The sequence below is a fragment of the Streptomyces sp. R35 genome, from assembly GCF_041053035.1.
Taxonomy (GTDB): domain Bacteria; phylum Actinomycetota; class Actinomycetes; order Streptomycetales; family Streptomycetaceae; genus Streptomyces; species Streptomyces lutosisoli.
The window spans coordinates 9,634,757-9,659,581 of the sequence record NZ_CP163440.1; the positions used below are offsets into that span (position 1 = coordinate 9,634,757).

A 24,825-nucleotide genomic window follows, 5' to 3' on the forward strand; every position below is an offset into this window, starting at 1 on the left:
CGGGAGGTTCGCGTCTTTGCGGCGGTGCGCACGGCCGGGTCTCCTCGGCCGTGCCGTACGGCGGGGCTCAGTCGTCCAGCACCACGAGCACGAGCGGAACGCCGTCGCACGGCACCAGCCGCATCCCGTCGAAGCGCGCGGTGCGCGCAGACGCCAGCACGGCACCGAAGTCCGGGCCCTTGGTGAGCGATCCGGCCAGATGCGCGGGATCGGCGGACGCGGCCACCCGGCCCCGCGCGTTCACCAAGTGGGCCGCCCCCGGCAGCCGTTGGAGCAGCGGGACGACGGCGTTCTCGAAGTGCCGCAGATACACGTCGGCCGCGGCGACCCCGACGAACCGTCCCTCCACCTGCACGGGCGCGGACAGCGTCAGGCTGTACTCGTCGGAGCACAGGTAGTCCACATAGGGCCCGGCGACCGCGCGCTGCCCGGTGTCGCGGGGGAGGGCGAACCAGTCCCAGTGCGTGTAGTCGGAGTACGCGGAGTGCTCCGGATCGAGGTCGAGCAGCAGCGGCCGTACGTCCCCGTCGGAGCCCTGCTGCCACCACTCCAGCCACGCCGGTACGTCACTCAGCAGCCCCGGCGCCGCGACGAACCCGGCGCCCGACACCAACTCCTGCCGGGTGAGCCGGAGATGGAGCCCCGGGCGCAGTGCGGCCAGATCCACGGTCGCGGGTCGACGGCTCTGCGCGGCGACCCGGGCGAGCAGCCTCGCCGTATCGGTACGGGTCTCGGCCACCGCCTCGAACACGGCCTCCAGCGTGGAGCGGACCTGGGCGGCGACGGCCGCCTCGGGCGACGCGTCAAGCGTCGCCGCGGCGCCCGCCAGGCCGGGGCTCCTGCTCATGGGTGCCCTCCAGCGGACGGGGACCGGACGCGGCGCGCGGCATCGACAGGCGCAGGGCGATGAGCCGCGCCGTCGAATCCTGCACGCACCGCTCGGCCAGGGCTCTGGCCGAATCGTGGGCCCCATCTTGCACCGCCGAGATTACGGAGCGGTGACGGTCGGCCACTTCTTCACGGTATTCGTCGTCCCCGAGCACAAGACACAGCAGCGCGCCCACTTCCGTCTGGAGCGCGACCTGTTCACGGGTCAGCCGGGCCGACTGCGCCGCCGCGGCGAGCTCGACATGGAACCGGCCGTAGACACGGCTGCGCGCCGCCGCCTCCCCGGCGGCCGACAGCTCGTCGAGGGTGCGCCGCAGCTGCTGGAGATCGTCCGGCTCGGTGCGCTCAGCGGCCAGTCGTGCGGCCGTTCCCGACAGGGCGGCCCAGTGGTCGCCCAGGTCGCGCAGCTCCTCGGTGCTCCAGCCGGCGAGCCGGGCCCTCAGCCGCTCCTCGCCGGGGTCCTCGGGGAGGGACACGAAGCTTCCGCCGCCACGCCCCCTGCGCGTGGTGACCAGTCCCTGCTGCCGGAGCGCCATGAGCGCCTCGCGCAGGGTCACCGTGGACACGCCCAGCTGCCCGGCCAGCTCCATCTCGCCGGGCAGCTGCTCCCCGTCGGCGAGCAGCCCGAGCTCTATGGCGTCGCTGAGCCTGCGGATGACCGTCTCCACTCGCGCCCGGTTGTCCACCGGGGTGAAAACGGCGCTCCGAGCGTCACTGCCCACGTATTGCTTCACGACCACCACCTTGTGCGTTGACTCAACCTTTACCATAAGGGGGTCTTGAGCTTTGAACTATGACTTCATATCTTTCCGGTCAACGTAAGAGTGCACCAGAAAGGTTCCCGCCCATGGAGGGAAGCACGATCCGGCTGCAGGATCTGCGGAAGTCGTTCGGCGAGACGACCGCGGTGGCCGGAGTCGACCTGGAGATATCCGACGGCGAGTTCTTCTCGATGCTCGGCCCGTCCGGCTCCGGAAAGACGACCGTCCTGCGCATGATCGCGGGCTTCGAGACCCCCACCTCCGGGCGGATCGAGCTGGCAGGCCAGGAGGTCACCGGGCTCGCCCCCTTCGAACGGGATGTGCACACCGTCTTCCAGGACTACGCGCTGTTCCCGCACATGACCGTGGAACAGAACGTCGCCTACGGCCTCAAGGTCCGCAAGGTGCCCAAGGCCGAGCGGCTGGTGCGGGCCCGCAAGGCGCTCGCCGACGTACGCCTCGAAGGGTTCGGCAGGCGGCGCCCGAGCCAGCTCTCCGGCGGCCAGCGCCAGCGCGTCGCACTCGCCCGCGCCCTCGTCGGCCGCCCCCGGGTGCTGCTGCTCGACGAACCGCTCGGCGCCCTCGACCTCAAGCTGCGCGAGCAGATGCAGGTCGAGCTCAAGGCGATCCAGCGCGAGGTCGGCATCACCTTCGTCTTCGTCACCCACGACCAGGAGGAGGCCCTGACGATGAGCGACCGCATCGCCGTCTTCAACCAGGGCCGCATCGAGCAGGTCGGCACCCCGGCCGAGATCTACGAGCGCCCCGCCTCGGCCTTCGTCGCCGGCTTCGTCGGCACGTCCAACCTGCTCGAAGGCCAGTCCGCGCAGCAGGTCGTCGGCGCCCCGGGCACGTACAGCATCAGGCCCGAGAAGATCCGGGTTCTGAAGGAGTCCGCCGAGGCCGACGAGCCGGAGCACTCCACCGCCGTCGGCACCGTCGTCGAGGTCGTCTATCTGGGTGACTCCACCCGCTTCCTGGTGGACCTCGACGCCGGCGGACGCCTCACCGCGCTCCAGCAGAACCTGGAGACCACCTCCGAGGACGTCGCCGCCTACCGCGGCACCCGGGTCCGCCTCCAGTGGCACCGCGGCCACACCTTCAAGGTCTCCGACCCCCGCTGACCCCCCCACGCTCAGTCCCCATCACGTATGGAGTACGTCGTGCGCCTCACCCGAACCCTCCAGGCCGCCGCCGCAGTTGCGGTGCTCCTCGCGGCCTCCGCCTGCGGATCGTCCAACACGGGCCCCTCGTCGAGCGGGCTCAACCCCCCAGACCTGAAGGCGCAGTCGAAGCTCGGCAAGACCGAGGGCCAGGTCAACCTCATCGCCTGGGCCGGCTATGTCGAGGACGGCTCGAACGACCCCAAGGTCGACTGGGTCAGCGACTTCGAGAAGCAGACCGGCTGTCAGGTCAACTCCAAGGTCGCCGCCAGCTCCGACGAGATGGTCAAGTTGATGAAGACCGGCCAGTACGACGCCGTGTCCGCGTCCGGCGACGCGTCCCTGCGCCTCATCGCCTCCGGCGACGCGGCCCCGGTCAACACCGCCCTCGTACCGAACTACAAGGACGTCTTCAGCGGCCTGAAGAACGGCGCCTGGAACTCCGTCGACGGCCAGATGTACGGCATCCCGCACGGCCGCGGCGCCAACCTGCTGATGTACAACACGCAGAAGGTCACGCCCGCCCCCACCTCCTGGTCGGCGGTCTTCGACGACGCCTCGAAGTACAAGGGCCATGTGACGGCGTACGACTCGCCGATCTACATCGCCGACGCGGCGCTGTATCTCAAGGCGACCAAGCCGGAGTTGAAGATCAAGGACCCCTACGCGCTGGACCAGACGCAGTTCGACGCGGCCGTCGCCCTGCTGAAGAAGCAGGGCGCGAACGTGGGGGAGTACTGGAGCGACTACCTCAAGGAGATCTCCGCCTTCAAGAGCGGTGACTCCGTGGTCGGCACCACCTGGCAGGTCATCGCCAACCTCGCCGCCGACGAGGGCGCCAAGGTGAAGGCCTTCGTGCCCAAGGAGGGCTCCACGGGATGGTCGGACACCTGGATGATCTCCGCCAAGGCCAAGCACCCCAACTGCGCCTATAAGTGGGCGGACTGGATCATCTCCCCGAAGGTGAACGCCCAGGTCGCCGAGTACTTCGGTGAGGCACCCGCCAACTCCAAGGCCTGCGCCGAGACCAGCGACAAGTCCTTCTGCGACATCTACCACGCCTCCGACGAGAGCTACTGGAAGAACATCGCCTTCTGGAACACGCCCATCGAGCAGTGCCTCGACGGACGCACCGACGTGAAGTGCGTGCCGTACGCCAAGTGGGTCCAGGCCTGGACCGAGATCAAGGGCTGAGCGAGAGATGACCTCCACCGCGCAGGCCGCCGGACGCTCCCCCGTCCGGCGGCTCGCCGGGACCCTGCACCGGCACTCCCGGTTGCGGCTGTCCCTGCTCCTCACCGCGCCGCTGCTCTGGCTGGCGGTGCTCTACCTCGGCTCACTGGCCGTGCTGTTCGTCTCGGCGTTCTGGACGACCAACTCCTTCACCTCCGAGGTGGTGAAGGTCTGGTCGACCGACAACTTCCACGCGCTGTTCACGACCCCGGTCTTCCGGCAGGTGATCCTGCGCAGCATCGGCGTCGCCCTCGCGGTCACCGCCCTGTGCGCGGTGATCGCCTTCCCGGTCGCCTTCTACACGGCCCGCATCGCCCAGCCCACGTGGCGCCCGCTGCTCGTGGTCGCCATCCTCACCCCGTTGTGGGCGAGTTACCTCGTCAAGGTGTACGCCTGGCGGCTGATCCTCTCTCAGGGAGGCCTCGCCGACTGGATGCTGGAGCCCTTCGGACTGAGCGGACCCGGGTTCGGACTGCCCGCGGCGGTCATCGCGCTGACGTACCTGTGGCTGCCGTACATGATCCTGCCGATCCACGCGGCGCTGGAGCAGCTGCCCGCCAACCTGCTCGACGCGTCGGCGGACTTGGGCGGGCGGCCCGTGCGCACCTTCCGTTCGGTGGTGCTGCCGATGGTCCTGCCGGCCGTCGCCGCGGGCTCGGTCTTCACCTTCTCGCTCAGCCTCGGCGACTACATCACCGTGCAGATCGTCGGCGGCAAGACCCAGCTCATCGGCAACCTCGTCTACTCCAACATCGAACTGAACCTGCCCATGGCCGCCGCGCTCGGCACGGTCCCCGTCGTCGTCATCGTGCTGTACCTGCTCGCGATGCGCCGCACGGGCGCCCTGAGCAGCCTCTGAGGAGCCCGCTGTGCAACTCTCCCGTTCCGCGCGCATCGCGCTGCGCTTCGCCGCCGGGCTCGGCTTCGCGATCATCTACGTGCCGCTCGCGCTGGTCCTGGTCAACTCCTTCAATCCGGACCGCAGCGCGAGCTGGCCGCCCTCCAGCCTGACCTTCCACTGGTGGTCGGTCGCCTGGGAGAACGAGGGCGCCCGCGCGGCGCTCTGGACCTCCGTCAAGGCGGGGCTCGGCGCCACCGCCATCGCCCTGGTGCTCGGCACGCTGGTCGCCTTCGCGGTCGGCCGGCACCGCTTCTTCGGCCGCGACGCCATCTCCTTCGTGGTCGTCCTGCCGATCGCGCTGCCCGGCATCGTCACGGGCATCGCGCTCAACTCGGCCTTCAGCACGGTACTTGAGCCGCTCGGCGTCGGCCTCGGCATGTTCACCGTGATCGTCGGCCACGCCACCTTCTGCATCGTCGTCGTCTTCAACAACGTCGTCGCCAGACTGCGCCGTACGTCCGGCACCTACGAGGAAGCCGCGATGGACCTGGGCGCGGACACCTTCCGGGCCTTCGTCGACGTCACCTTCCCGCTCATCCGCTCGGCGCTCCTCGCGGGCGCGCTGCTCGCCTTCGCGCTCTCCTTCGACGAGATCGTGGTGACGACGTTCACGGCCGGGCCCGGGATCGAGACCCTGCCGATCTGGATCTTCAACAACATGACCCGGCCCCAGCAGGCACCGGTCGTGAACGTCGTGGCGGCGGTGCTCGTCCTGCTCTCGGTGGTTCCGATCTACGTGGCGCAGCGGCTGTCCGCCGACACGGCTACCGAGAGCAGGATCTAGCGAAGGCCCTGGCGGGACCCGGCTATCCGGCGAACTCCCGCATCCACGCCTCGACTTCGTCGGCCGAGCGGGGCAGCCCGGCCGACAGGTTCTCGTACCCGTCCGCCGTCACCAGCAGGTCGTCCTCGATCCGGACGCCGATGCCGCGCCAGGGTTCGGGCACGGTCAGGTCGTCCGGCTGGAAGTAGAGGCCGGGCTCGACGGTGAGCACCATGCCCGGCTCCAGGACCCCGTCGACGTACTCCTCGTTGCGGGCCGTGGCGCAGTCGTGGACGTCGATCCCGAGCATGTGACCGGTGCCCGCCATGGTGAACCGGCGCTGCAGACCGAGCTCGTACGCGCGCTCGGCCGGGCCCTCGATGAAGCCCCACTTCACGAGCCGCTCGGTCATCGACCGCTGGGCGGCCTCGTGGAAGTCGCGGTACCGGGCACCCGGCTTCACCGCGGCCATACCGGCCTCCTGGGCCTCGTACACCGCGTCGTATATCTCCCGCTGGAGCGGGGTGAACGTCCCGCTGATTGGGAGGGTGCGGGTGACGTCGGCGGTGTAGAGCGTGCGGGTCTCCACGCCCGCGTCGAGCAGGAGCAGCTCGCCCGGGCGGACCGGGCCGTCGTTCTCCGTCCAGTGCATGATCGTGGCGTGCTCGCCGGCCGCGCAGATGGAGCCGTAGCCGACGTCGTTGCCCTCGACGCGGGCGCGGCGGAAGAAGGTGCCCTCGATCCACCGCTCCGAGGTGGCGACCGCCTGCGACAACTCCCGTACCACGTCGGTGAATCCACGGACTGTGGAGTCCACGGCCCGGCGCATCTCACCGATCTCCCACGCGTCCTTGACCAGCCGCAGCCCGGACACCGCCGTCTCGAGGTCGGCGTCGCGGTCCTCGTCCGTGGTGAGCGCCGCTTCGATCTCGGGGGCATGGCCGCGCACGACACGCGTCGGTACGCCGGTGCCCGACAGGTCCTCGACGATCGTGCGGATGTCACGGCACGGCAGGCCGAGCACCGACTCCGACTCGGCGAGGGAACGGCGGCGGCCCATCCACAGCTCGGCCGTCTTGCCCGTCCAGAACTCGTCGCTGTCCCGGGTGTCGCGGGGGAGCTGGTAGCAGTGCGCGTCGTGGCCGCCGTCCGCGCGGGGCTCCAGCACCAGGGCGCCGTCACGGGCTTGATCGCCCGTCAGATGGACGTAGCCTGAGTACGGGCGGAACGCGTAGGGGGTGTCGTTCGAGCGTGTCTTGAGACTTCCGGAGGGGATGACGAGCCGCTCGCCCGGGAAGAGGGCGGAGAGGGCGGCGCGTCGGCGGGCCGCGTACGGCGCCTGCTCGATGGGCCGCAGATCGCGCTGCTCGGTGTCGGCCCAGCCCGTCCGCATCAGCGCGGACAGCTCGTCGGAGACTCCTTGATACAGACCGTTCTTTCGGCCCTTTGCCACGTCAGGCACCTCTTCTGTGTGTTGTCGGCTGTTCCCGGGCTGTTCCCAGCAAGAGAAGCATGTGACATAGTACTGATGTGAGCAAGGCATTTACCTGCGATGTTGTAGTCGTCGGGGCCGGTATGGTCGGCGCGGCCTGCGCCCTGTACGCGGCCCGGGCGGGCCTCGACGTCGCCCTGGTGGACCGCGGTCCGGTGGCCGGCGGGACGACCGGCGCGGGCGAGGGAAACCTGCTCGTCTCCGACAAGGAGCCCGGGCCCGAGCTCGACCTCGCCCTGCTGTCGGGGCGCCTGTGGGCCGACCTCGCGGAGGAGGGTCTCGGAGCGGCGATCGAATACGAGGCCAAGGGCGGTGTCGTCGTCGCCTCCACCCCCGAGGGCCTCGCCGCGCTGGAGACCTTCGCGGCGGGCCAGCGCGCGGCCGGGGTCCTGACGTCATCGGTCGCCGCCGGCCAACTCCATGACCTGGAACCGCACTTGGCGCCCGGCCTCGCGGGCGCCGTGCACTATCCGCAGGACACCCAGGTGATGCCTGCCCTGGCCGCCGCCCATCTGGTGCGGGCGTCGGGGGCCCGGCTGCTGACCGGGCGGACCGTGACGGAGGTGCTGCGCACGGCGGACGGAGCGGTGCGCGGCGTGCGGACCGACCGGGGCGACCTCCATGCCCCGGCCGTCGTCAACGCGGCCGGTACGTGGGGCTCGGCGGTGGCCGAGCTGGCCGGCGTCCCGCTCCCCGTCCTGCCCCGCCGCGGCTTCGTCCTCGTGACCGAGCCGCTGCCGCGGATGGTGCGGCACAAGGTGTACGCCGCGGACTACGTCGCCGACGTGGCCAGTGACTCGGCGGCGCTCCAGACGTCGCCCGTCGTGGAAGGGACGGCCGCGGGGCCGATCCTGATCGGCGCGAGCCGGGAGCGGGTCGGCTTCGACCGCTCCTTCTCGCTGCCGGTCGTCCGGGCGCTGGCCGCCGGGGCGACCCGGCTGTTCCCGTTCCTGTCGGAGGTGCGCGCCCTCCGTACGTATCTGGGCTTCCGCCCGTACATGCCGGATCACCTTCCCGCGATCGGCCCGGACCCCCGGGTGCCCGGTCTCTTCCACGCCTGCGGGCACGAGGGTGCGGGCATCGGGCTCGCCACCGGTACCGGGCAGCTGCTCGCGCAGGTCCTGGCCGGCAAGACCACCGACCTCGACCTCGCGCCGTTCCGGCCCGACCGCTTCGTCCAGGAGGCCGCGTGAACCCCCGGGAACTGGTCCAGGCTCAGCCGGGCCCCGCGTTCACCGTCACCCTCGACGACCGCGAGATCGCGGCGCTGCCTGGCCAGACCGTCGCCGCCGCGCTGTGGGCCGCGGGCGTCACGTCCTGGCGGACCACCCGCGACGAGGGCCGCCCGCGTGGCGTCTTCTGTGGCATCGGCGTCTGCTTCGACTGCCTCGTCACCGTCAACGACCGCCCCAATCAACGGGCTTGCCTGGTCCCGGTGCGGCCGGGCGACGCGATCCGCACGCAGGAAGGCACGGGCCACCATGACTGAGCGACCGCACCTCGCGGTGATCGGCGCGGGTCCGGCGGGGCTCGCCGCGTCCCTGGCGGCGGCCGCGCGCGGCATTCGCGTCACACTGATCGACTCGGCGGCACAGGCGGGGGGCCAGTTCTACCGCCAGCCCGCGAGCGGGTTGGGGGCGCGCCGCCCGAAGGCGCTGCACCACCAGTGGCGGACGTGGGAGCGGCTGCGGGACGGGCTCGCCGCGGCGGACACGATCCACCAATTGACGGACCATCATGTCTGGTGTGTGGAACGGCGGTCCGAGGGCTTTGCCGTGCACGCGCTGCTGGGCCCCGAGCAGGAGGAGCCGGCCATCGTCCACGCCGACGCCGTCCTCCTCGCCACCGGTGGCTACGAGAAGGTGCTGCCCTTCCCCGGCTGGACCCTCCCCGGTGTCGTCACCGCGGGCGGGGCCCAGGCCATGCTCAAGGGCGGGCTCGTCGTGCCGGGGCGGACCGCCGTGGTGGCCGGGACCGGGCCGTTGCTGCTGCCCGTGGCGACCGGCCTGGCCGCGGCGGGCGTCGAGGTGGCCGCGCTCGTCGAGTCCGCCGACCCGAAGGCGTTCGCGCGGAAGGCGACAGCGCTGGCCGCCCAGCCCGGCAAGGTCGCCGAGGGCGCCCAGTACGCCGCCCAACTCCTGCGCCACCGCATCAGGTTCATCCCCCGGCACACCGTCGTCGAGGCGCACGGCGACGCACGGCTCGACGCCGTGACCGTCGCCGCGCTCGACACCGGCGGGCGCGTCCGGCCCGGCACCGCCCGGCGCATCCCCTGCGACACGCTCGCCGTCGGGCACGGCATGCTCCCGCACACCGATCTCGCCGAGTCGCTCGGCTGCCGTATCGACGGACTGAAGGTGTACGTCGACGACGAGCAGCGCACCGACGTGCCCGGCGTCTGGGCCGCCGGCGAGACCACCGGCATCGGCGGCTCCGCGCTGTCGCTCGCCGAGGGCCATATCGCCGGCCGCTCCATCGCCGCCCGGCTCACCGGCACGGAACCCGACCCGCGCGCATGGGCTGCGGTCGACAGGTCCCGTACGAGGACGCGGGAGTTCATCGCCGCGCTCGACACCGTGTACGCGCCGCCCGCGCACTGGACGGACCAGGTCACCGACGACACCGTCGTGTGCCGCTGCGAGGAGGTCACCGGCGGCGAGATCCGCGCGGCCGTCGCCGAGCTCGGTGCGGGCGATGTACGGACCGTGAAGCTGCTCACCCGCGCCGGGATGGGCTGGTGCCAGGGCCGGATGTGCGAGCCCGCGGTCGCGGGACTCGCCGGGTGCGAACAGAAGGCCGCACGGCGGCTGTTGGCCCGCCCGGTGCCGCTCGGAGTCCTCGCGCGGGCCGGGGAGTCGTCCCCGGAGCCTTCCGGGGAGCCCGAAGCCGACTGACCTCCGTCGTGCGGCCGTAGTCGCAGCAGCCGCAACGGCTACAACAGCCGTACTGCCTCTCGCCGACACCCCTTACCCACCAGTAAAATGTCACACCCTATTGAGATGGGATCTCTCTTATGACCGCCACCACCGAGAACCGCCCCTGGCGCGGAGTCCTCGTCGCCACCGCGCTCCCGCTGAACGACGACCTCTCCGTCAACTACGACGAGTTCGCCGAACACTGCGCCTGGCTCGTGGAGAACGGCTGCGACGGCGTCGTACCCAACGGCTCGCTCGGTGAGTACCAGGTGCTCACGCCGGAGGAGCGCGCGAAGGTCGTGGAGACGGCGGTCGCCGCCATCGGCGGTTCGCGTGTGATGCCCGGTGTCGCCGCCTATGGCTCCGCCGAGGCCCGCCGCTGGGCCGAGCAGGCCAAGGACGCGGGCTGCGGGGCCGTGATGCTGCTGCCGCCGAACGCCTACCGTGCCGACGAGCGTTCCGTCCTCGCCCACTACGAGGAGGTCGCCAAGGCGGGCGTCCCGGTCGTCGCGTACAACAACCCGATCGACACCAAGGTCGACCTGGTGCCCGAACTCCTCGCCAAGCTGCACGGGGAGGGATACATCCACGCCGTCAAGGAGTTCTCCGGCGATGTCCGCCGGGCCTACCAGCTCGCCGAACTCGCCCCGGGACTCGACCTGTTGATCGGCGCCGACGACGTCCTGCTGGAGCTCGCCGTCGCGGGCGCCAAGGGCTGGGTGGCCGGATACCCGAACGCACTGCCCGGCGCGAGCGTCGAGCTGTACCGCGCCGCCGTCGACGGCGACCTCGACACGGCGGGCAAGCTCTACCGTCAGCTGCACCCGTTGCTGCGCTGGGACTCCAAGGTCGAGTTCGTGCAGGCCATCAAGCTGTCCATGGACATCGTCGGCCGGCACGGCGGTCCGGTCCGCCCGCCGCGCGTCCCGCTGCTGCCCGGGCAGGAGGCCGCCGTCCGCGAAGCCACCGAGCGGGCCGTCGCCGCCGGTCTCGCCTGATCCCCACCGCTCTCGATCCATCAGGAGTGTCATGCGTAGCAAACTCGTCCTGCACGCCGTCGACTCGCACACCGAGGGCATGCCCACCCGGGTGATCACCGGCGGCATCGGCACGATCCCCGGCGCGACCATGAACGAGCGCCGGCTGTACTTCCGTGAGCACCGCGACGACATCAAACAGCTCCTGATGAACGAGCCGCGCGGCCACGCGGCGATGAGCGGCGCCATCCTCCAGCCGCCCACCCGCCCCGACTGCGACTACGGCGTGATCTACATCGAGGTCTCGGGCTACCTCCCGATGTGCGGGCACGGCACCATCGGTGTCGCGACCGTGCTCGTGGAGACCGGCATGGTCGAGGTCGTCGAGCCGGTCACCACCATCCGGCTCGACACCCCGGCGGGCCTGGTCGTCGCCGAGGTCGCGGTCGAGGACGGCGCCGCCAAGGCGGTGACCCTGAAGAACGTGCCGTCCTTCTCCGTGGGCCTCGACCGCAAGGCCACGCTCGCCGATGGCCGGACGGTGACCTACGACCTCGCGTACGGCGGCAACTTCTACGCGATCCTGCCGCTGGAGCAGTTCGGGCTGCCCTTCGACCGCTCCCGCAAGGACGACATCCTCGCCGCCGGTCTGTCGCTGATGGACGCCATCAACGCCGACGACGAGCCCGTCCACCCCGAGGACCCGTCGATCCGCGGCTGCCACCACGTCCACCTGTACGCGCCCGGCGCCACCGCCCGCTACTCGCGGCACGCGATGGCGATCCACCCCGGCTGGTTCGACCGCTCACCCTGCGGTACGGGCACCAGCGCGCGCATGGCCCAGCTGCACGCCCGCGGCGAACTCCCGCTGCACACCGAGTTCGTCAACGAGTCCTTCATCGGGACCCAGTTCACCGGACGGCTGCTCGGCACCACCGAGGTCGCCGGAATCCCCGCCGTGCTGCCCAGCTTCACCGGCCGCGCCTGGATCACCGGCACCGCCCAGTACCTGCTCGATCCGACCGACCCGTTCCCGGCCGGATTCGTCCTCTAGACCCGCAGGCCCCGGCCGATCCTCCCAGTCCCTCACCCCCGTCGGCCGGGCCCAGGAGCTCCCGGGGAAGGCGGCCCCGGACTTCCCTACCAGGACCCGCACTGTCACGATGCTCTCCGCCGCGTAGATACTGGTAGCACGTGATATTGCACATGGCCGGTACGAAGAGACGACGCATCGGCCCGTACGAGGAGACTCCCCATGGCCGCCCAGCGCAGCAGCGCACCCTCCGCCGCTCCCGCCCTGCCCACGCTGGGGGGAAAGAAGAGCAGCTACCGCGAGCGTGTCGCCGACGCGCTGCGGGCCGCGCTGATCGCGGGCGAGCTGCGCGCCGGCGAGGTCTACTCCGCGCCGACACTCGCCGCCCGCTTCGGCGTCTCGGCGACCCCGGTGCGCGAGGCCATGCTCGACCTCGCCAAGGAGGGCCTGGTCGACACGGTGCCCAACAAGGGGTTCCGGGTCACCGCGGTCTCCGAGAAGCAACTCGACGAGTACACCCACATCCGTGCGCTCATCGAGATTCCCACCGTGGTGGAGCTGGCGACCACCGCTGACGCCGTCTCCCTGGAGGCGCTGCGCCCGGCCGCCCGGGAGATCGTGACCGCGGCGGCCGCCGGCGACCTCATCGCCTACGTCGAGGCCGACATCCGCTTCCACCTCGGCCTGCTCGCCCTCGCGGGCAACGCCCACCTGGTCGAGGTCGTCGGCGACCTGCGCAAGCGGTCCCGCCTCTACGGGCTCAACGCCCTGGTCGAGGCGGGCCGCTTGGAGTCCTCCGCGGAGGAGCACCTCGAACTCCTCGACGCGCTCCTGGACCGTGACGAGGCCGCCGTACGCGAAGTGATGACCCGCCACCTCGGTCACGTCCGCGGTCTCTGGGCCGCTCGTTAGATCCTGCGCCGCAGATCGCGGTGGGGGAGTCCTTCTGACCCTTGTTCCGTTACGCAAGCCGCTTGCATTTCTTGCGCTATTCTTGCGCGCATGACGCGACGACTTGCTCAGGTGGCCAAGAAGGTCGGAGTCAGTGAGGCCACGGTCAGCCGGGTGCTCAACGGCAAGCCCGGAGTCTCCGACGCCACCCGGCAGGCGGTGCTCTCCGCCCTCGACGTCCTCGGCTACGAGAGGCCCACGCAACTGCGCGGTGAACGCGCGCGGCTCGTGGGCCTCGTGCTGCCCGAGCTGCAAAACCCGATCTTCCCGGCGTTCGCCGAGGTGATCGGCGGGGCGCTCGCGCAGCTCGGGCTCACCCCGGTCCTGTGCACACAGACCAAGGGCGGTGTCTCCGAGGCGGACTATGTCGACCTGTTGCTCCAGCAGCAGGTCTCCGGTGTGGTGTTCGCGGGCGGCCTGTACGCGCAGGCCGACGCGCCGCACGACCACTACCGGCGGCTCGCGGACCGCAATATCCCGGTGGTGCTGGTCAACGCGGCGATCGAGCACCTGGGCTTCCCGTGCGTCTCCTGCGACGACGCCGTGGCGGTCGAACAGGCCTGGCGCCATCTGGTCTCGCTCGGCCACGAGCGCATCGGTCTCGTCCTCGGCCCGGGCGACCACATGCCCTCGCAGCGGAAGCTGGCGGCGGCGCGTGCGCTGGCCTCGGCCGGCGGTGCCGAGCTGCCCGACGATCACGTGGCGCGCTCGATGTTCTCCCTGGAGGGCGGCCAGGCGGCCGCGACGCGGCTGCTGGAGCGGGGCGTCACGGGCATCATCTGTGCCAGCGACCCCCTGGCGCTCGGCGCGGTACGCGCGGCCCGGCGCAAGGGGCTAGTGGTGCCGGCCGATGTGTCGGTCGTCGGCTACGACGACTCCGCCTTCATGAACTGCACCGAACCCCCGCTCACCACGGTCCGTCAGCCCATCGAGGCCATGGGGCGCGCCGCGGTGGAGTTGCTCAACGCGCAGATCGGCGGGAGCAGTGTCACCGCCGAAGAGCTGCTGTTCGAGCCGGAGTTGGTGGTGCGGGGGTCCACCGCGCAAGCTCCCCGCCACTGAGATCCGGTCGGCTGTCAAATAATTACAGATTCTGCGCGACATCTTGCGGACAGATGTCGGCGGTGCTTGAGTGTGCGGCGCCAGACACGGCGGCGTGCGCTCCCCGCGTGCTGCCGTGGGCCTTCCTCGCTCCTGCCCAAAGGGGTCCACCGATGAGAAGCACCGGGTTCCGCCGTACCTTCGTCATGCTCATGGCGTCCTCGCTCGCGCTCACCGCCTGCGGTTCGAGCGACGACACGGCCGACGGAAAGACCCGTATCACCGTCAACTGCATGCCGCCCAAGAGCGCCAAGGTCGACCGTTCGTTCTTCGAGGCCGACATCAAGGCGTTCGAGCAGGCCAACCCGGACATCGACGTCGTCGCCCACGACGCGTTCCCGTGTCAGGACCCCAAGACGTTCGACGCCAAACTCGCCGGCGGTCAGATGGAGGACGTCTTCTACACGTACTTCACCGACGCGGGGCACGTCGTCGACGTCAACCAGGCCGCCGACATCACCGCTTACGTCAAGGACCTCAAGAGCTACGGCACCATCCAGCAGCAACTGCGCGACATCTACACCGTCGACGGCAAGATCTACGGCGTCCCGCGCACCGGCTACTCGATGGGCCTGATCTACAACAAGAAGCTCTTCGAGAAGGCCGGCCTCGACCCGGACAAGCCCCCGGCGACCTGGGAGGAGCTGCGCGCGGACGCCAAGAAGATAGCCGCGCTCGGCAACGGCACCGTGGGATACGCCGACTACAGCGCCCAGAACCAGGGCGGCTGGCACTTCACCGCCGAGATGTACTCGCAGGGCGGCAACGTGGTGAGCGAGGACGGCAAGAAGGCCACCGTCGACACCCCCGAGGGCAAGGCCGTCCTGCAGAACCTCAAGGACATGCGCTGGAGCGACAACTCCATGGGCAGCAAACAGCTCCTCGTCATCAACGACGTCCAGCAGATGATGGGCTCCGGCAAGCTCGGCATGTACCTCTCCGCGCCCGACAACATCCCGATCCTCGTCAAGGAGAAGGGCGGCAACTACAAGGACCTTGCACTGGCGCCGATGCCCGGCGGCAAGGGCACACTCATCGGCGGCGACGGCTACATGTTCAACAAGAAGGACAGCCCGGCGCAGATCAAAGCCGGCCTCAAGTGGCTCGACAGCATGTTCCTGACGCCCGGCGACGGCTTCCTCGGTGACTACGCCCGCGCCAAGCAGAACAACGCGCCCGTGGGCCTGCCCGAGCCGCGCCTGTTCACCGGCGCCGCCGACGCCAAGGACCAGCAGGTCAAGAAGGCCAACGCCAATGTGCCCGTCGAGAACTACCAGGCCTTCCTCGACGGCAACCAGAGCCTCCAGATGAAGATCGAGCCGCCGCAGGCCCAGCAGATCTACTCCGTCCTCGACAGCGCCGTCTCCGCGGTCCTCACCAAGAAGGACGCCGACATCGACCAGCTGCTGAAGGACGCTTCCGGCAAGATCGACTCGATCCTGGCCCGGGCCTGACACCGGGTATGAAGACCGCATCGAAGCCCGTAGCGCTCCCTCCGGCCGCCCTCGGCGCGCCGGAGGTGCCGCGGTCGGCCGGGCGCCGGACCGGGGGTCCGTGGCGCCGGCGCCTGGCCGACCAGTCCCGCGCCTACGCCTTCCTGACCGGCGGCCTGCTCTGCTTCGCGCTGTTCTCCTGGTACCCGGCGATCCGCGCGGTCGTGATCGCCTTCCAGAAGTACACGCCCGGCTCCGGCGCCGAGTGGGCCGGCACCGCCAACTTCACCCGCGTCTTCCACGACCCGGAGTTCACCGCCGCCTGGCGCAACACCCTCACCTTCACGCTCCTCGCCCTGCTCATCGGCTTCGCCGTCCCCTTCGTGATGGCGCTGGTGCTCAATGAACTCCGGCACGCCAAAGCCTTCTTCAGGGTCGTGGTCTATCTGCCGGTGATGATCCCGCCGGTGGTCAGCGCCCTGCTGTGGAAGTGGTTCTACGACCCCGGAGCGGGCCTCGCCAACGAGGCGCTGCGCTTCCTGCACCTGCCCACCTCGAACTGGTCCAACGGCGCCGACACCGCCCTCGTCTCGCTGGTCGTCGTCGCCACCTGGGCCAATCTCGGCGGCACCGTCCTCATCTACCTGGCCGCCCTGCAGAGCATTCCCGGCGAGCTGTACGAGGCGGCCGAGCTGGACGGCGCGAACATCTGGCAGCGCATCCGCCATGTGACGATCCCGCAGACCCGGTTCATCATCCTCATGCTGATGCTCCTTCAGATCATCGCCACCATGCAGGTGTTCACGGAGCCGTTCGTGATCACGGGCGGCGGACCCGAGAACGCGACCGTGACGGTCCTCTACCTGATCTACAAGTACGCCTTCCTCTACAACGACTTCGGAGGGGCGTGTGCCTTGAGCGTCATGCTGCTCGTCCTGCTCAGCGCGTTCTCGGCGGTCTATCTGCGGCTGACCCGATCGGCAGGGGAGGACGTATGAGCACGCGCACCCTGGTCTCGCCGCTGGCCCTAGCCAGCCCCCGTGGCAAGGCCCTCTACTGGACCGTCTTCGCGGGCGTCGTCCTGCTCTTCGCGCTCGCCTTCCTCTTCCCCGTCTACTGGATGGTGACCGGCGCCATGAAGTCGCCGGACGAGGTCGCCCGCACACCCCCGACGCTGGTTCCCCAGCACTGGAGCCTCGGCGGCTACACCGACGCGTGGGACCTGATGGACCTGCCCACCCACTTGTGGAACACCGTGGTGCAGGCCACCGGAGCCTGGCTGCTGCAACTCGTGTTCTGCACGGCAGCCGCGTACGCCCTCTCCAAGCTGAAGCCCGCCTTCGGCAAGGTGATCCTCGGCGGCATCCTCGCCACGCTGATGGTCCCGGCCCAGGCCCTGGTCGTACCCAAGTACCTGACCGTCGCCGATCTGCCGCTGATCCACACCAGTCTGCTCAACGACCCGCTCGGCATCTGGCTGCCCGCCGTGGCCAACGCCTTCAACCTCTATCTGCTCAAGCGGTTCTTCGACCAGATCCCCCGCGATGTCCTGGAGGCCGCCGAGATCGACGGCGCCGGACGGCTGCGCACCTTGTGGTCGATCGTGCTGCCGATGTCCCGGCCCGTCCTGGGAGTCGTGTCGATCTTCGCCCTGGTCGCCGTCTGGCAGGACTTCCTCTGGCCGCTGATGGTCTTCTCCGACACCGACAAGCAGCCCATCAGTGTGGCACTCGTCCAGCTGTCCCAGAACATCCCGCTGACCGTGCTCATCGCCGCGATGGTGATCGCGAGCATCCCCATGGTCGTGATGTTCCTGGTGTTCCAGCGGCACATCATCGCCGGGATCAGCACGGGCAGCACCAAGGGCTGACGCCGGCCCCGCAACAGAAAGGCAGGAACCGTGGGACAGCCCACCCATGCCCAGAACTGGTGGCGCTCCGCCGTCATCTACCAGGTGTACGTCCGCAGCTTCGCGGACGGCGACGGCGACGGCACCGGCGACCTCGCGGGCGTCCGCGCCAGACTCCCGTACCTCGCCGAACTCGGCGTGGACGCCCTGTGGTTCAACCCCTGGTACCTCTCGCCCATGGCCGACGGCGGCTACGACGTCGCCGACTACCGCGCGATCGACCCGGCCTTCGGGACGCTCGCCGAGGCGGAGAAACTCATCGCCGAGGCCCGGGAGCTGGGCATCCGCACCCTCGTCGACATCGTGCCGAACCATGTCTCCGAACAACACCCCTGGTTCCAGGCCGCCTTGGCCGGAGGCCCCGAGCGCGAGCTCTTCCACTTCCGCCCCGGACGCGGCGAACACGGCGAACTCCCGCCCAACGACTGGCCGTCCCAGTTCGCGGGCTCCGCCGAACCGGTCTGGACCCGGCTCCCCGACGGCGACTGGTACCTCCACCTCTTCACCCCCGAGCAGCCCGACCTCAACTGGGCGCACCCGGCAGTCGGGCAGGAACACGAGGACGTCCTGCGCTTCTGGTTCGAGCGGGGCGTCGCGGGCGTCCGCATCGACTCGGCCGCGCTGCTCGCCAAGGACCCGGACCTGCCGGACTTCGCCGAGGGCCGCGACCCGCACCCGTATGTCGACCGCGACGAACTCCACGACATCTACCGCTCATGGCGCGCGGTCGCCGACGCCTACGACGGCATCTTCGTCGGCGAGGTCTGGCTCCCGGACACCGAACGCTTCGCCCGCTATCTGCGCCCCGACGAACTGCACACCGCCTTCAACTTCTCCTTCCTGTCCTGCCCTTGGGACGCGCGGCGACTGCGTACGTCGATCGACGAGACCCTCGCCGAGCACGCTCCGGTGGGTGCGCCCGCCACCTGGGTGCTGTGCAACCACGACGTGACCCGCACCGTCACCCGCTACGGCCGCACGGACACCGGCTTCGACTTCGCCGCCAAGGCCTTCGGCACCCCGACCGACCTCGCCCTCGGCACCCGGCGGGCGCGCGCCGCCGCCCTGCTCTCGCTCGCGCTGCCCGGTTCCGTCTATGTCTATCAAGGCGAGGAACTCGGCCTGCCCGAGGTGGAGTTGCCACTCCGGAGCATCCAGGACCCGATGCACTTCCGCTCCGGCGGCACGGACCCGGGCCGCGACGGGTGCCGGGTCCCGCTGCCGTGGGCCGCCGACGCCCCGTACGCCGGATTCGGCGGCGAGCCCTGGCTTCCCCAGCCCGCCGACTGGCCCGCGTACGCGGCCGACCGCCAGGCAGAGGACCCCCACTCGATGCTCAGCCTCTACCGTGCGGCGCTCCGCATCCGCCGTACCGAACCGGGCTTCGGCGACGGTCCGCTCACCTGGCTGCCCGCACCGGACGGCGTCCTCGCCTTCAGCCGCACGGACGGTCTGCTCTGTGCCGTCAATCTCGCCGACCGTCCGGCCGGACTCCCGGAACACACCCGACTTCTGCTCAGCAGTGGCCCGTTGGACGCCGACGGGCTGCTCCCGCAGGACACGGCGGTCTGGCTGCGCGCCTGAGACCGCCGCACCGCAACCGCTATCCCCGCACCCCCACCACGAAGGGATCAGCACATGCACAGCACCAGATCTGTCAGGCGCATGCCACTCGCCGGGCTCACCCGGCCGTCCACCCGGCGCATGCCACTCGCCTGCGCTGCCGCCGTCGCCCTCGCCGCCGGGATGCTCGGCGCCGCCCCCGCCCACTCCGCCGTGACGGCCGCGGGCGCCGACCTGCCCTTCACCTCGGTCGAGGCCGAGTCCGCCACCTCCACGGGCACGAAGATCGGCCCCGACTACACCCAGGGCACCCTCGCCTCGGAGGCCTCCGGGCGGCAAGCCGTACGGCTGGCCGCCGGCCAGCGCGTCGAGTTCACCGTGCCGCGCGCGGCCAACGCGGTGAACGTGTCGTACAGCGTCCCCGACGGCCAGTCGGGCACGCTCGACGTCTACGTCAACGGCACCAGGCTCGCCAAGACGCTTGCCGTGACCTCCAAGTACTCGTATGTCGACACCTCCTGGATCGCCGGAGCCAAGACCCATCACCTCTTCGACAACGCCCGGCTGCTGCTCGGCCAGAGTGTGCAGGCGGGCGACAAGGTCGCCTTCCAGGCCACCTCCACCCAAGTCACCGTCGATGTCGCCGACTTCGAGCAGGTCGCCGGTGCCGCCGCCCGGCCCGCCGGGTCGGTGTCCGTCACCGACAAGGGAGCCGACCCCAGCGGCCAGGGCGACTCCACGCAGGCCTTCCGCGACGCGATCTCCGCCGCACAAGGGGGAGTGGTGTGGATCCCGCCGGGCGACTACCGCGTCACCTCCTCACTGAACGGCGTCCAGAACGTCACCCTCCAAGGCGCCGGCAGCTGGTACTCCGTCGTGCACACCTCGCGCTTCATCGACCAGACCAGCTCGTCCGGCGGCGTCCACCTCAAGGACTTCGCGGTCATCGGGGAGGTCACCGAGCGCGTCGACTCCAACCCGGACAACTTCGTCAACGGATCGCTGGGACCGGGGAGTTCGGTCTCCGGAATGTGGCTCCAGCACCTCAAGGTCGGACTGTGGCTGACCGGCAACAACGACAACCTCGTCGTCGAGAACAACCGCATCCTCGACACCACCGCCGACGGCCTCAACCTCAACGGCAACGCCCGCGGTGTCCGCGTGCGGAACAACTTCCTGCGCAACAACGGCGACGACGCGCTCGCCATGTGGTCGCTCTACTCGCCCGACACCAACAGCAGCTTCGAGAACAACACCATCACCCAGCCGAACCTGGCCAACGGCATCGCGATCTACGGCGGCACCGACATCGCGGTCAAGAACAACCTGGTCTCCGACACCAACGCCCTCGGCAGCGGCATCGCGATCTCCAACCAGAAGTTCCTCGACCCCTTCTCCCCGCTCGCCGGGACCATCACCGTCTCCGGGAACACCCTCGTCCGCGCGGGCGCGATGAACCCCAACTGGAACCATCCGATGGGCGCGTTGCGCGTCGACTCGTACGACAGCGCCATCGAGGCGACCGTCGACATCACGGGGACGACGATCACGGACAGCCCGTACAGCGCCTTCGAGTTCGTGTCGGGCGGCGGCCACGGATACGCGACCAAGAACATCACGGTCGACGGCGCCACGGTCAACAAGGCCGGCACGGTCGTCGTCCAGGCCGAGTCGCAGGGCGCTGCCAAGTTCAGCAACGTCCAGGCCACCGGGGTCGGTTCGGCGGGCATCTACAACTGCCCGTATCCGACCGGCTCGGGCACCTTCACCCTCACCAACGGCGGCGGCAACTCCGGCTGGGACACCACCTGGGCCGACTGCTCGACCTGGCCGCAGCCCGGCGCCGGAAACCCGGACCCCGACCCGGCCCGCAACCTCGCCAAGGGCCGCCCGGCCTCCGCCACCGGCTCGCAGGACGTCTACACGCCCGGCAAGGCGGTCGACGGCGACGCCAACACCTACTGGGAGTCCACCAACAACGCCTTCCCGCAGGCCTGGACGGTCGACCTGGGCTCGACCCTGGCCGTACGCCGGCTCGTGCTGAAGCTGCCGCCCTCCTCGGCCTGGGGTGCGCGCACGCAGACCCTGTCCGTGCTGGGCAGCTCGGACGGCTCGGCGTACTCGACGGTGGTCGCCTCCCAGGGCTACCGCTTCGACCCGGCGACCGGCAACACGGTCACCGTGACCCTGCCGAGCAGCACGAGCCTGCGCTATCTGAGGCTCGACGTCACCGCCAACACGGGCTGGCCCGCAGGCCAGTTCAGTGAGGTGGAGGCGTATCTGACTTCATGAGCCGGCCCTGAACCGGGAGAGTCCCGCGCTTCGCCGCCTGGATCTGCTCGTACACATGGGTCCGCAGCTCGGCGAAGCGCGGGGCCACCCGGGTGTGCAACTGGTCCCGATCGTCCGGCAGATCGACCTTCAGCTGCTCCTGCACGACGGTCGGGGAGGCGGACAGGACGACGACCCGCTCGCCCAGGTACACGGCCTCGTCGATGTCGTGCGTCACGAACAGGATCGTGATCCCGCGCTGCCGCCACAGGCCCCGTACGAGATCTTCCAGATCGGCACGGGTCTGCGCGTCGACCGCCGCGAACGGCTCGTCCATCAGCAGGACATCGGGCTCGTACGCCAGTGCGCGGGCGATCGCGACCCGCTGCTGCATACCGCCGGACAGCTGCCACGGATACGCCCCGGCGGCATCCGTGAGCCCGACCGACTCCAGCGCGTCGGCGACCAGCTCGCGCCGCCGTGCCTTGCTCAAGTTCTTCTGTTTCAGCGGCAGTTCGACGTTCGCGCCGACCCGCATCCAGGGGAAGAGGCTGCGCCCGTACTCCTGGAACACGAACGCCATCCCGGGCGGCGGTCCGCTCACCTTGCGCCCCGCCAGCAGTACTTCGCCGGCCGTCGGTGTGAGCAGTCCGCCCATGCACTTCAGCAGGGTCGTCTTGCCGCAGCCCGACGGGCCGACGAGACAGACGAGTTCGCCGGCTTCGACGGTGAAGGTGAGGTCCCGCACCGCCTCCACCCGGCGTCCGGAACCCTCGTAGACCTTGTTCAGGCCTCGTACGTCGAGCATGGACCGCCCTTTCACGATGTTCACGGGGACCGGCGGGTGGCGGCGCGCAGACCGTGGTACCAGCCGAGCACCCGCCGCTCGACCACTTGGAAGACGACGGAGAGCAGGAAGCCCAGCAGCCCGAGGACGAGGATGCCGGTCCACATGTCGGGGATCGCGAAACCGCGCTGGAACTGGACGATGGTGAAGCCCAGTCCGTCGCTGGCCGCGAACATCTCGCTGATGACCATCAGGATGATCCCGATGGACAGTGCCTGGCGCAGTCCCGCGAAGATCTGCGGGCTCGCCGAGCGCAGCACCAGGCTCCGCAGCCGTGCGACCCCCGTGATGCCGTACGAGCGGGCCGTCTCCGTCATCACCGGGTCGACCGCGCGCACGCCTTCGACCGTGTTGAGCAGGACGGGCCACACACAGCCGCTCGCGATGACCACGATCTTCATCGTGTCGCCGATGCCCGCGAACAGCATGATGACCGGAACCAGCACCGGCGGCGGCACGGCCCGCAGGAACTCAAGGACCGGCTCGCACACCGCCCGCACCCGCCGGTACGAGCCGATCACGGTGCCGAGCGCGACCCCGACGACGGCCGCCGTGGCGTAACCCGCCGTCAGCCGCAGGACGCTGGGCAGCACATCGGTCTTCAGCCGGTCGGCGGTCCAGACGTCCGGGAAGGTCTTGAGGATCGTCCGCAGCGGTGGCCAGAATGGATTGGTGCTGCCGTCCGACGCCAGCCACCAGACGGCGAGCAGCACGGCCGGCAGCGCGACCACGAACAGCAGCCGGATCAGAGCCCGCCTCACACCGCCACCTCCCCGCGCACCGACTGGTGCCAGGCCAGCGCCCGCCGTTCCACCGTACGCGCGCCCACGTTGATGAGCAGCCCCAGCAGACCGGTCACCACGATCAGGGCGTACATCTCGGGCACCGCCTGCGAGGTCTGCGCGACGGCGATCCGCGCGCCCAACCCCGGTGCCCCGATGACCAGTTCGGCGGTGATGGCGAGGATCAGCGCGACGGACGCGGCCAGCCGCACCCCCGTCATGACGTACGGCAGCGCGGTCGGCCACAGTACGTGCCGGACCCGCGCCCAGGTGCCGAGGCCGTACGACCGTGCCGTCTCCTCGGCGACCGGGTCGACGTCCTGGACGCCGTACAGGACCTGGATCAGGATCTGCCAGAAGGAGGCGTACACGACGAGAAGGAGGACCGAGCGGAGTTCGGTGCCGTACAGCAGGACCGCCAGCGGGATGAGGGCGACCGACGGGATCGGGCGCAGGAACTCGATCGTCGAGGCCGTCGCCTCGCGCAGATACGGGACGACGGAGACCAGCACACCCACGACGATGCCCGCGCCGACCGCGATCGCCAGGCCCAGGGCCCAGCCGGTGAGCGTGTCGCCGAGCGCCGACCAGAACGCGCCGTCCGTGATCTCGTCCCAGAACGCGGACGCGATACGGCTGGTCGGCGGGAAGTACGCCTCCTTGACGATGCCGACGCGCGGCACGACCTCGCCGAGGGCGAGGAAGGCCGCGAGCCCGGCCGCACCGAGTGCGGTGTTCAGTCCTTTCACGGGAGCAGCTTGTCCAGGTCGGGGGCCGTCTTGAAGAGGCCGTCCGTCTCGCTCAGCTTCTCCAGCGCCTCGATCGAGGAACGGTTCGCCTCGGCCGGCCACTTCGGCAGAATCACCTTGGCCAGAACCGTCGACGGGACCTGCGTGTAGGTGGAGACGATCTGGCGGACCTCGTCCGGGTGGGCGTCGGCGTAGGCCAGGGACTCGGCGGTGGCCTCCTGGAACTTCTTGACCACGTCCGGGTTCTTCGACGCGTACGACGTCGACGTGAAGTACATGGCGACGGTGAGGTCCGGCGCGGCGTCGACCAGCGGCCAGGCGATCTGGGTGGCCCCCTGGCCCAGCATGGTGGTGAGCGCGGGTTCGACGGCCATGGCCGCGTCGATCTGGCCCTTGTCGAGTGCGGCGGGCATCTGGTCGAAGGCGAGCTCGACGAACTTCACCTTGTCCGGGTCGCCGCCCGCCTTGCGCACCGACTCGCGCACCGCGGTCTCGTTGATGTTCTTGAGCGTGTTGACCGCGACCTTCTTGCCCTCCAGATCCTTCGCCGACTTGAGGGAACTGCCCTTCTTGACCACCACGGCCCCGAAGTCCTTGCCCGAGACGCCGGTTGAGGCGACGCCGTTGGCGATGGCCTTCACCTGTACGTTCTGGGACTGGGCGAGCATCAGCGAGGTCACGTTGGAGAAGCCGAACTGGAACTGGCCGCTGACGACACCCGGCACGATGGCTGCGCCGCCCTGTGCGGTCGTCATGGACAGTTTCAGGCCGCGCTTGCTGTAGAAGCCCTCTTTCTGGCCGAGATAGAGGGGGGCGACATCGACGATGGGGATGACCCCCACCTTGACAGTGGTGATACCGCCGGACGACGAGTTCTTGTCCGAGGCGCCACCGCCGTCGGACGAACCGCAGGCCGAGGTGGCGACCAGGAAGGCTCCGACCGCGAGACCGGCGAGCAGACGACGCATGGCTCCTCCTGTGCAGACTTCAGTGTTCCGACAGGTTGTGCGCACACCGCACATGGTGCTCAGCGGAAGGTAGAACCCCCGTACGGCGGGGGTCAATGGCTTTGGCTAACAATATTGTTGACAGT

The 24,825-nt window shown here is 69.9% G+C and carries 23 protein-coding genes; 16 read left to right on the forward strand and 7 right to left on the reverse strand.

The window, feature by feature from the left end:
* Positions 1-67: 67 nt before the first annotated feature.
* Positions 68-847, reverse strand: coding sequence for a cache domain-containing protein (locus AB5J50_RS43230; RefSeq protein ID WP_327433498.1), 780 nt, complete (start codon positions 845-847; stop codon positions 68-70).
* Positions 804-1,658, reverse strand: coding sequence for a FadR/GntR family transcriptional regulator (locus AB5J50_RS43235; protein ID WP_369264054.1), 855 nt, complete (start codon positions 1,656-1,658; stop codon positions 804-806). The genes AB5J50_RS43230 and AB5J50_RS43235 overlap by 44 nt, the downstream gene beginning before the upstream one ends.
* A gap of 77 nt (positions 1,659-1,735) precedes the next feature.
* Here AB5J50_RS43235 and AB5J50_RS43240 point away from each other — a divergent pair, with 77 nt between their 5' ends.
* The 4 genes from AB5J50_RS43240 to AB5J50_RS43255 are packed head-to-tail and all read left to right on the forward strand — an operon-like array spanning position 1,736 to position 5,730.
* Positions 1,736-2,773, forward strand: coding sequence for an ABC transporter ATP-binding protein (locus AB5J50_RS43240; RefSeq protein ID WP_369264055.1), 1,038 nt, complete (start codon positions 1,736-1,738; stop codon positions 2,771-2,773).
* 39 nt (positions 2,774-2,812) lie between these two features.
* A complete protein-coding gene (locus AB5J50_RS43245) occupies positions 2,813-4,006 on the forward strand; it encodes an ABC transporter substrate-binding protein (protein ID WP_369264056.1) in 1,194 nt (397 codons plus the stop codon).
* A gap of 7 nt (positions 4,007-4,013) precedes the next feature.
* Complete coding sequence (locus tag AB5J50_RS43250; RefSeq protein ID WP_369264057.1) at positions 4,014-4,904, forward strand: ABC transporter permease; 891 nt, start codon at positions 4,014-4,016, stop codon at positions 4,902-4,904.
* 10 nt (positions 4,905-4,914) lie between these two features.
* Positions 4,915-5,730: an ABC transporter permease gene (locus AB5J50_RS43255; RefSeq protein ID WP_369264058.1), complete on the forward strand. Its 816-nt coding sequence runs from the start codon at positions 4,915-4,917 to the stop codon at positions 5,728-5,730.
* Positions 5,731-5,752: 22 nt separating this feature from the next.
* On the opposite strand, the gene AB5J50_RS43260 is transcribed toward AB5J50_RS43255, so the two are convergent.
* Positions 5,753-7,162: an aminopeptidase P family protein gene (locus AB5J50_RS43260; RefSeq protein ID WP_369264059.1), complete on the reverse strand. Its 1,410-nt coding sequence runs from the start codon at positions 7,160-7,162 to the stop codon at positions 5,753-5,755.
* Between the two features lie 77 nt (positions 7,163-7,239).
* Between AB5J50_RS43260 and AB5J50_RS43265 the strand changes: the two genes are divergently transcribed.
* The 12 genes from AB5J50_RS43265 (at position 7,240) to AB5J50_RS43320 (ending at position 21,375) form a co-directional block, all read left to right on the forward strand.
* Positions 7,240-8,394, forward strand: a complete 1,155-nt coding sequence (locus AB5J50_RS43265; RefSeq protein WP_369264060.1) for an NAD(P)/FAD-dependent oxidoreductase — start codon at positions 7,240-7,242, stop codon at positions 8,392-8,394.
* Positions 8,391-8,690, forward strand: coding sequence for a (2Fe-2S)-binding protein (locus AB5J50_RS43270; protein WP_369264061.1), 300 nt, complete (start codon positions 8,391-8,393; stop codon positions 8,688-8,690). The genes AB5J50_RS43265 and AB5J50_RS43270 overlap by 4 nt, the downstream gene beginning before the upstream one ends.
* Positions 8,683-10,095: an FAD-dependent oxidoreductase gene (locus AB5J50_RS43275; RefSeq protein WP_369264062.1), complete on the forward strand. Its 1,413-nt coding sequence runs from the start codon at positions 8,683-8,685 to the stop codon at positions 10,093-10,095. Before AB5J50_RS43270 ends, AB5J50_RS43275 begins: the two co-directional genes overlap by 8 nt.
* A gap of 119 nt (positions 10,096-10,214) precedes the next feature.
* Positions 10,215-11,114, forward strand: coding sequence for a dihydrodipicolinate synthase family protein (locus tag AB5J50_RS43280; protein WP_369264063.1), 900 nt, complete (start codon positions 10,215-10,217; stop codon positions 11,112-11,114).
* Positions 11,115-11,145: 31 nt separating this feature from the next.
* A complete protein-coding gene (locus AB5J50_RS43285; RefSeq protein ID WP_330308842.1) occupies positions 11,146-12,147 on the forward strand; it encodes a proline racemase family protein in 1,002 nt (333 codons plus the stop codon).
* Between the two features lie 201 nt (positions 12,148-12,348).
* Entirely contained in the window at positions 12,349-13,038 is a 690-nt protein-coding gene (locus AB5J50_RS43290; RefSeq protein WP_369264064.1) for a GntR family transcriptional regulator, read from the forward strand.
* A gap of 90 nt (positions 13,039-13,128) precedes the next feature.
* On the forward strand, positions 13,129-14,139 hold the full coding sequence (locus AB5J50_RS43295) for a LacI family DNA-binding transcriptional regulator (protein ID WP_327433512.1): 1,011 nt from the start codon (positions 13,129-13,131) through the stop codon (positions 14,137-14,139).
* A 152-nt stretch (positions 14,140-14,291) separates the two neighbouring features.
* On the forward strand, positions 14,292-15,632 hold the full coding sequence (locus AB5J50_RS43300) for an ABC transporter substrate-binding protein (protein ID WP_369264065.1): 1,341 nt from the start codon (positions 14,292-14,294) through the stop codon (positions 15,630-15,632).
* 8 nt (positions 15,633-15,640) lie between these two features.
* On the forward strand, positions 15,641-16,609 hold the full coding sequence (locus tag AB5J50_RS43305; RefSeq protein WP_327433514.1) for a sugar ABC transporter permease: 969 nt from the start codon (positions 15,641-15,643) through the stop codon (positions 16,607-16,609).
* The gene (locus AB5J50_RS43310) at positions 16,606-17,481 is read left to right on the forward strand and encodes a carbohydrate ABC transporter permease (RefSeq protein WP_369264066.1); all 876 of its coding nucleotides are present in this window, start codon (positions 16,606-16,608) and stop codon (positions 17,479-17,481) included. The genes AB5J50_RS43305 and AB5J50_RS43310 overlap by 4 nt, the downstream gene beginning before the upstream one ends.
* A gap of 30 nt (positions 17,482-17,511) precedes the next feature.
* Positions 17,512-19,104, forward strand: a complete 1,593-nt coding sequence (locus AB5J50_RS43315) for a glycoside hydrolase family 13 protein (RefSeq protein ID WP_369264067.1) — start codon at positions 17,512-17,514, stop codon at positions 19,102-19,104.
* Positions 19,105-19,224: 120 nt separating this feature from the next.
* Positions 19,225-21,375: a discoidin domain-containing protein gene (locus AB5J50_RS43320; RefSeq protein ID WP_369265671.1), complete on the forward strand. Its 2,151-nt coding sequence runs from the start codon at positions 19,225-19,227 to the stop codon at positions 21,373-21,375.
* Here AB5J50_RS43320 and AB5J50_RS43325 read toward each other — a convergent pair.
* Genes AB5J50_RS43325 through AB5J50_RS43340 form a run of 4 tightly spaced genes read right to left on the reverse strand, consistent with a single transcriptional unit; the run spans position 21,344 to position 24,700 of the window.
* Positions 21,344-22,162 (reverse strand): ABC transporter ATP-binding protein, encoded by an 819-nt coding sequence (locus AB5J50_RS43325; protein WP_369264068.1) that lies wholly within the window; start codon positions 22,160-22,162, stop codon positions 21,344-21,346. The genes AB5J50_RS43320 and AB5J50_RS43325 overlap by 32 nt on opposite strands.
* Before the next feature lie 20 nt (positions 22,163-22,182).
* Positions 22,183-22,962: an ABC transporter permease gene (locus tag AB5J50_RS43330; RefSeq protein WP_369264069.1), complete on the reverse strand. Its 780-nt coding sequence runs from the start codon at positions 22,960-22,962 to the stop codon at positions 22,183-22,185.
* The gene (locus AB5J50_RS43335) at positions 22,959-23,732 is read right to left on the reverse strand and encodes an ABC transporter permease (RefSeq protein WP_369264070.1); all 774 of its coding nucleotides are present in this window, start codon (positions 23,730-23,732) and stop codon (positions 22,959-22,961) included. Before AB5J50_RS43335 ends, AB5J50_RS43330 begins: the two co-directional genes overlap by 4 nt.
* Positions 23,729-24,700 carry an ABC transporter substrate-binding protein gene (locus tag AB5J50_RS43340; protein ID WP_369264071.1) on the reverse strand — a complete coding sequence of 324 codons (972 nt, stop codon included), beginning with the start codon at positions 24,698-24,700 and terminating at the stop codon, positions 23,729-23,731. Before AB5J50_RS43340 ends, AB5J50_RS43335 begins: the two co-directional genes overlap by 4 nt.
* Between the last annotated feature and the right edge of the window lie 125 nt (positions 24,701-24,825).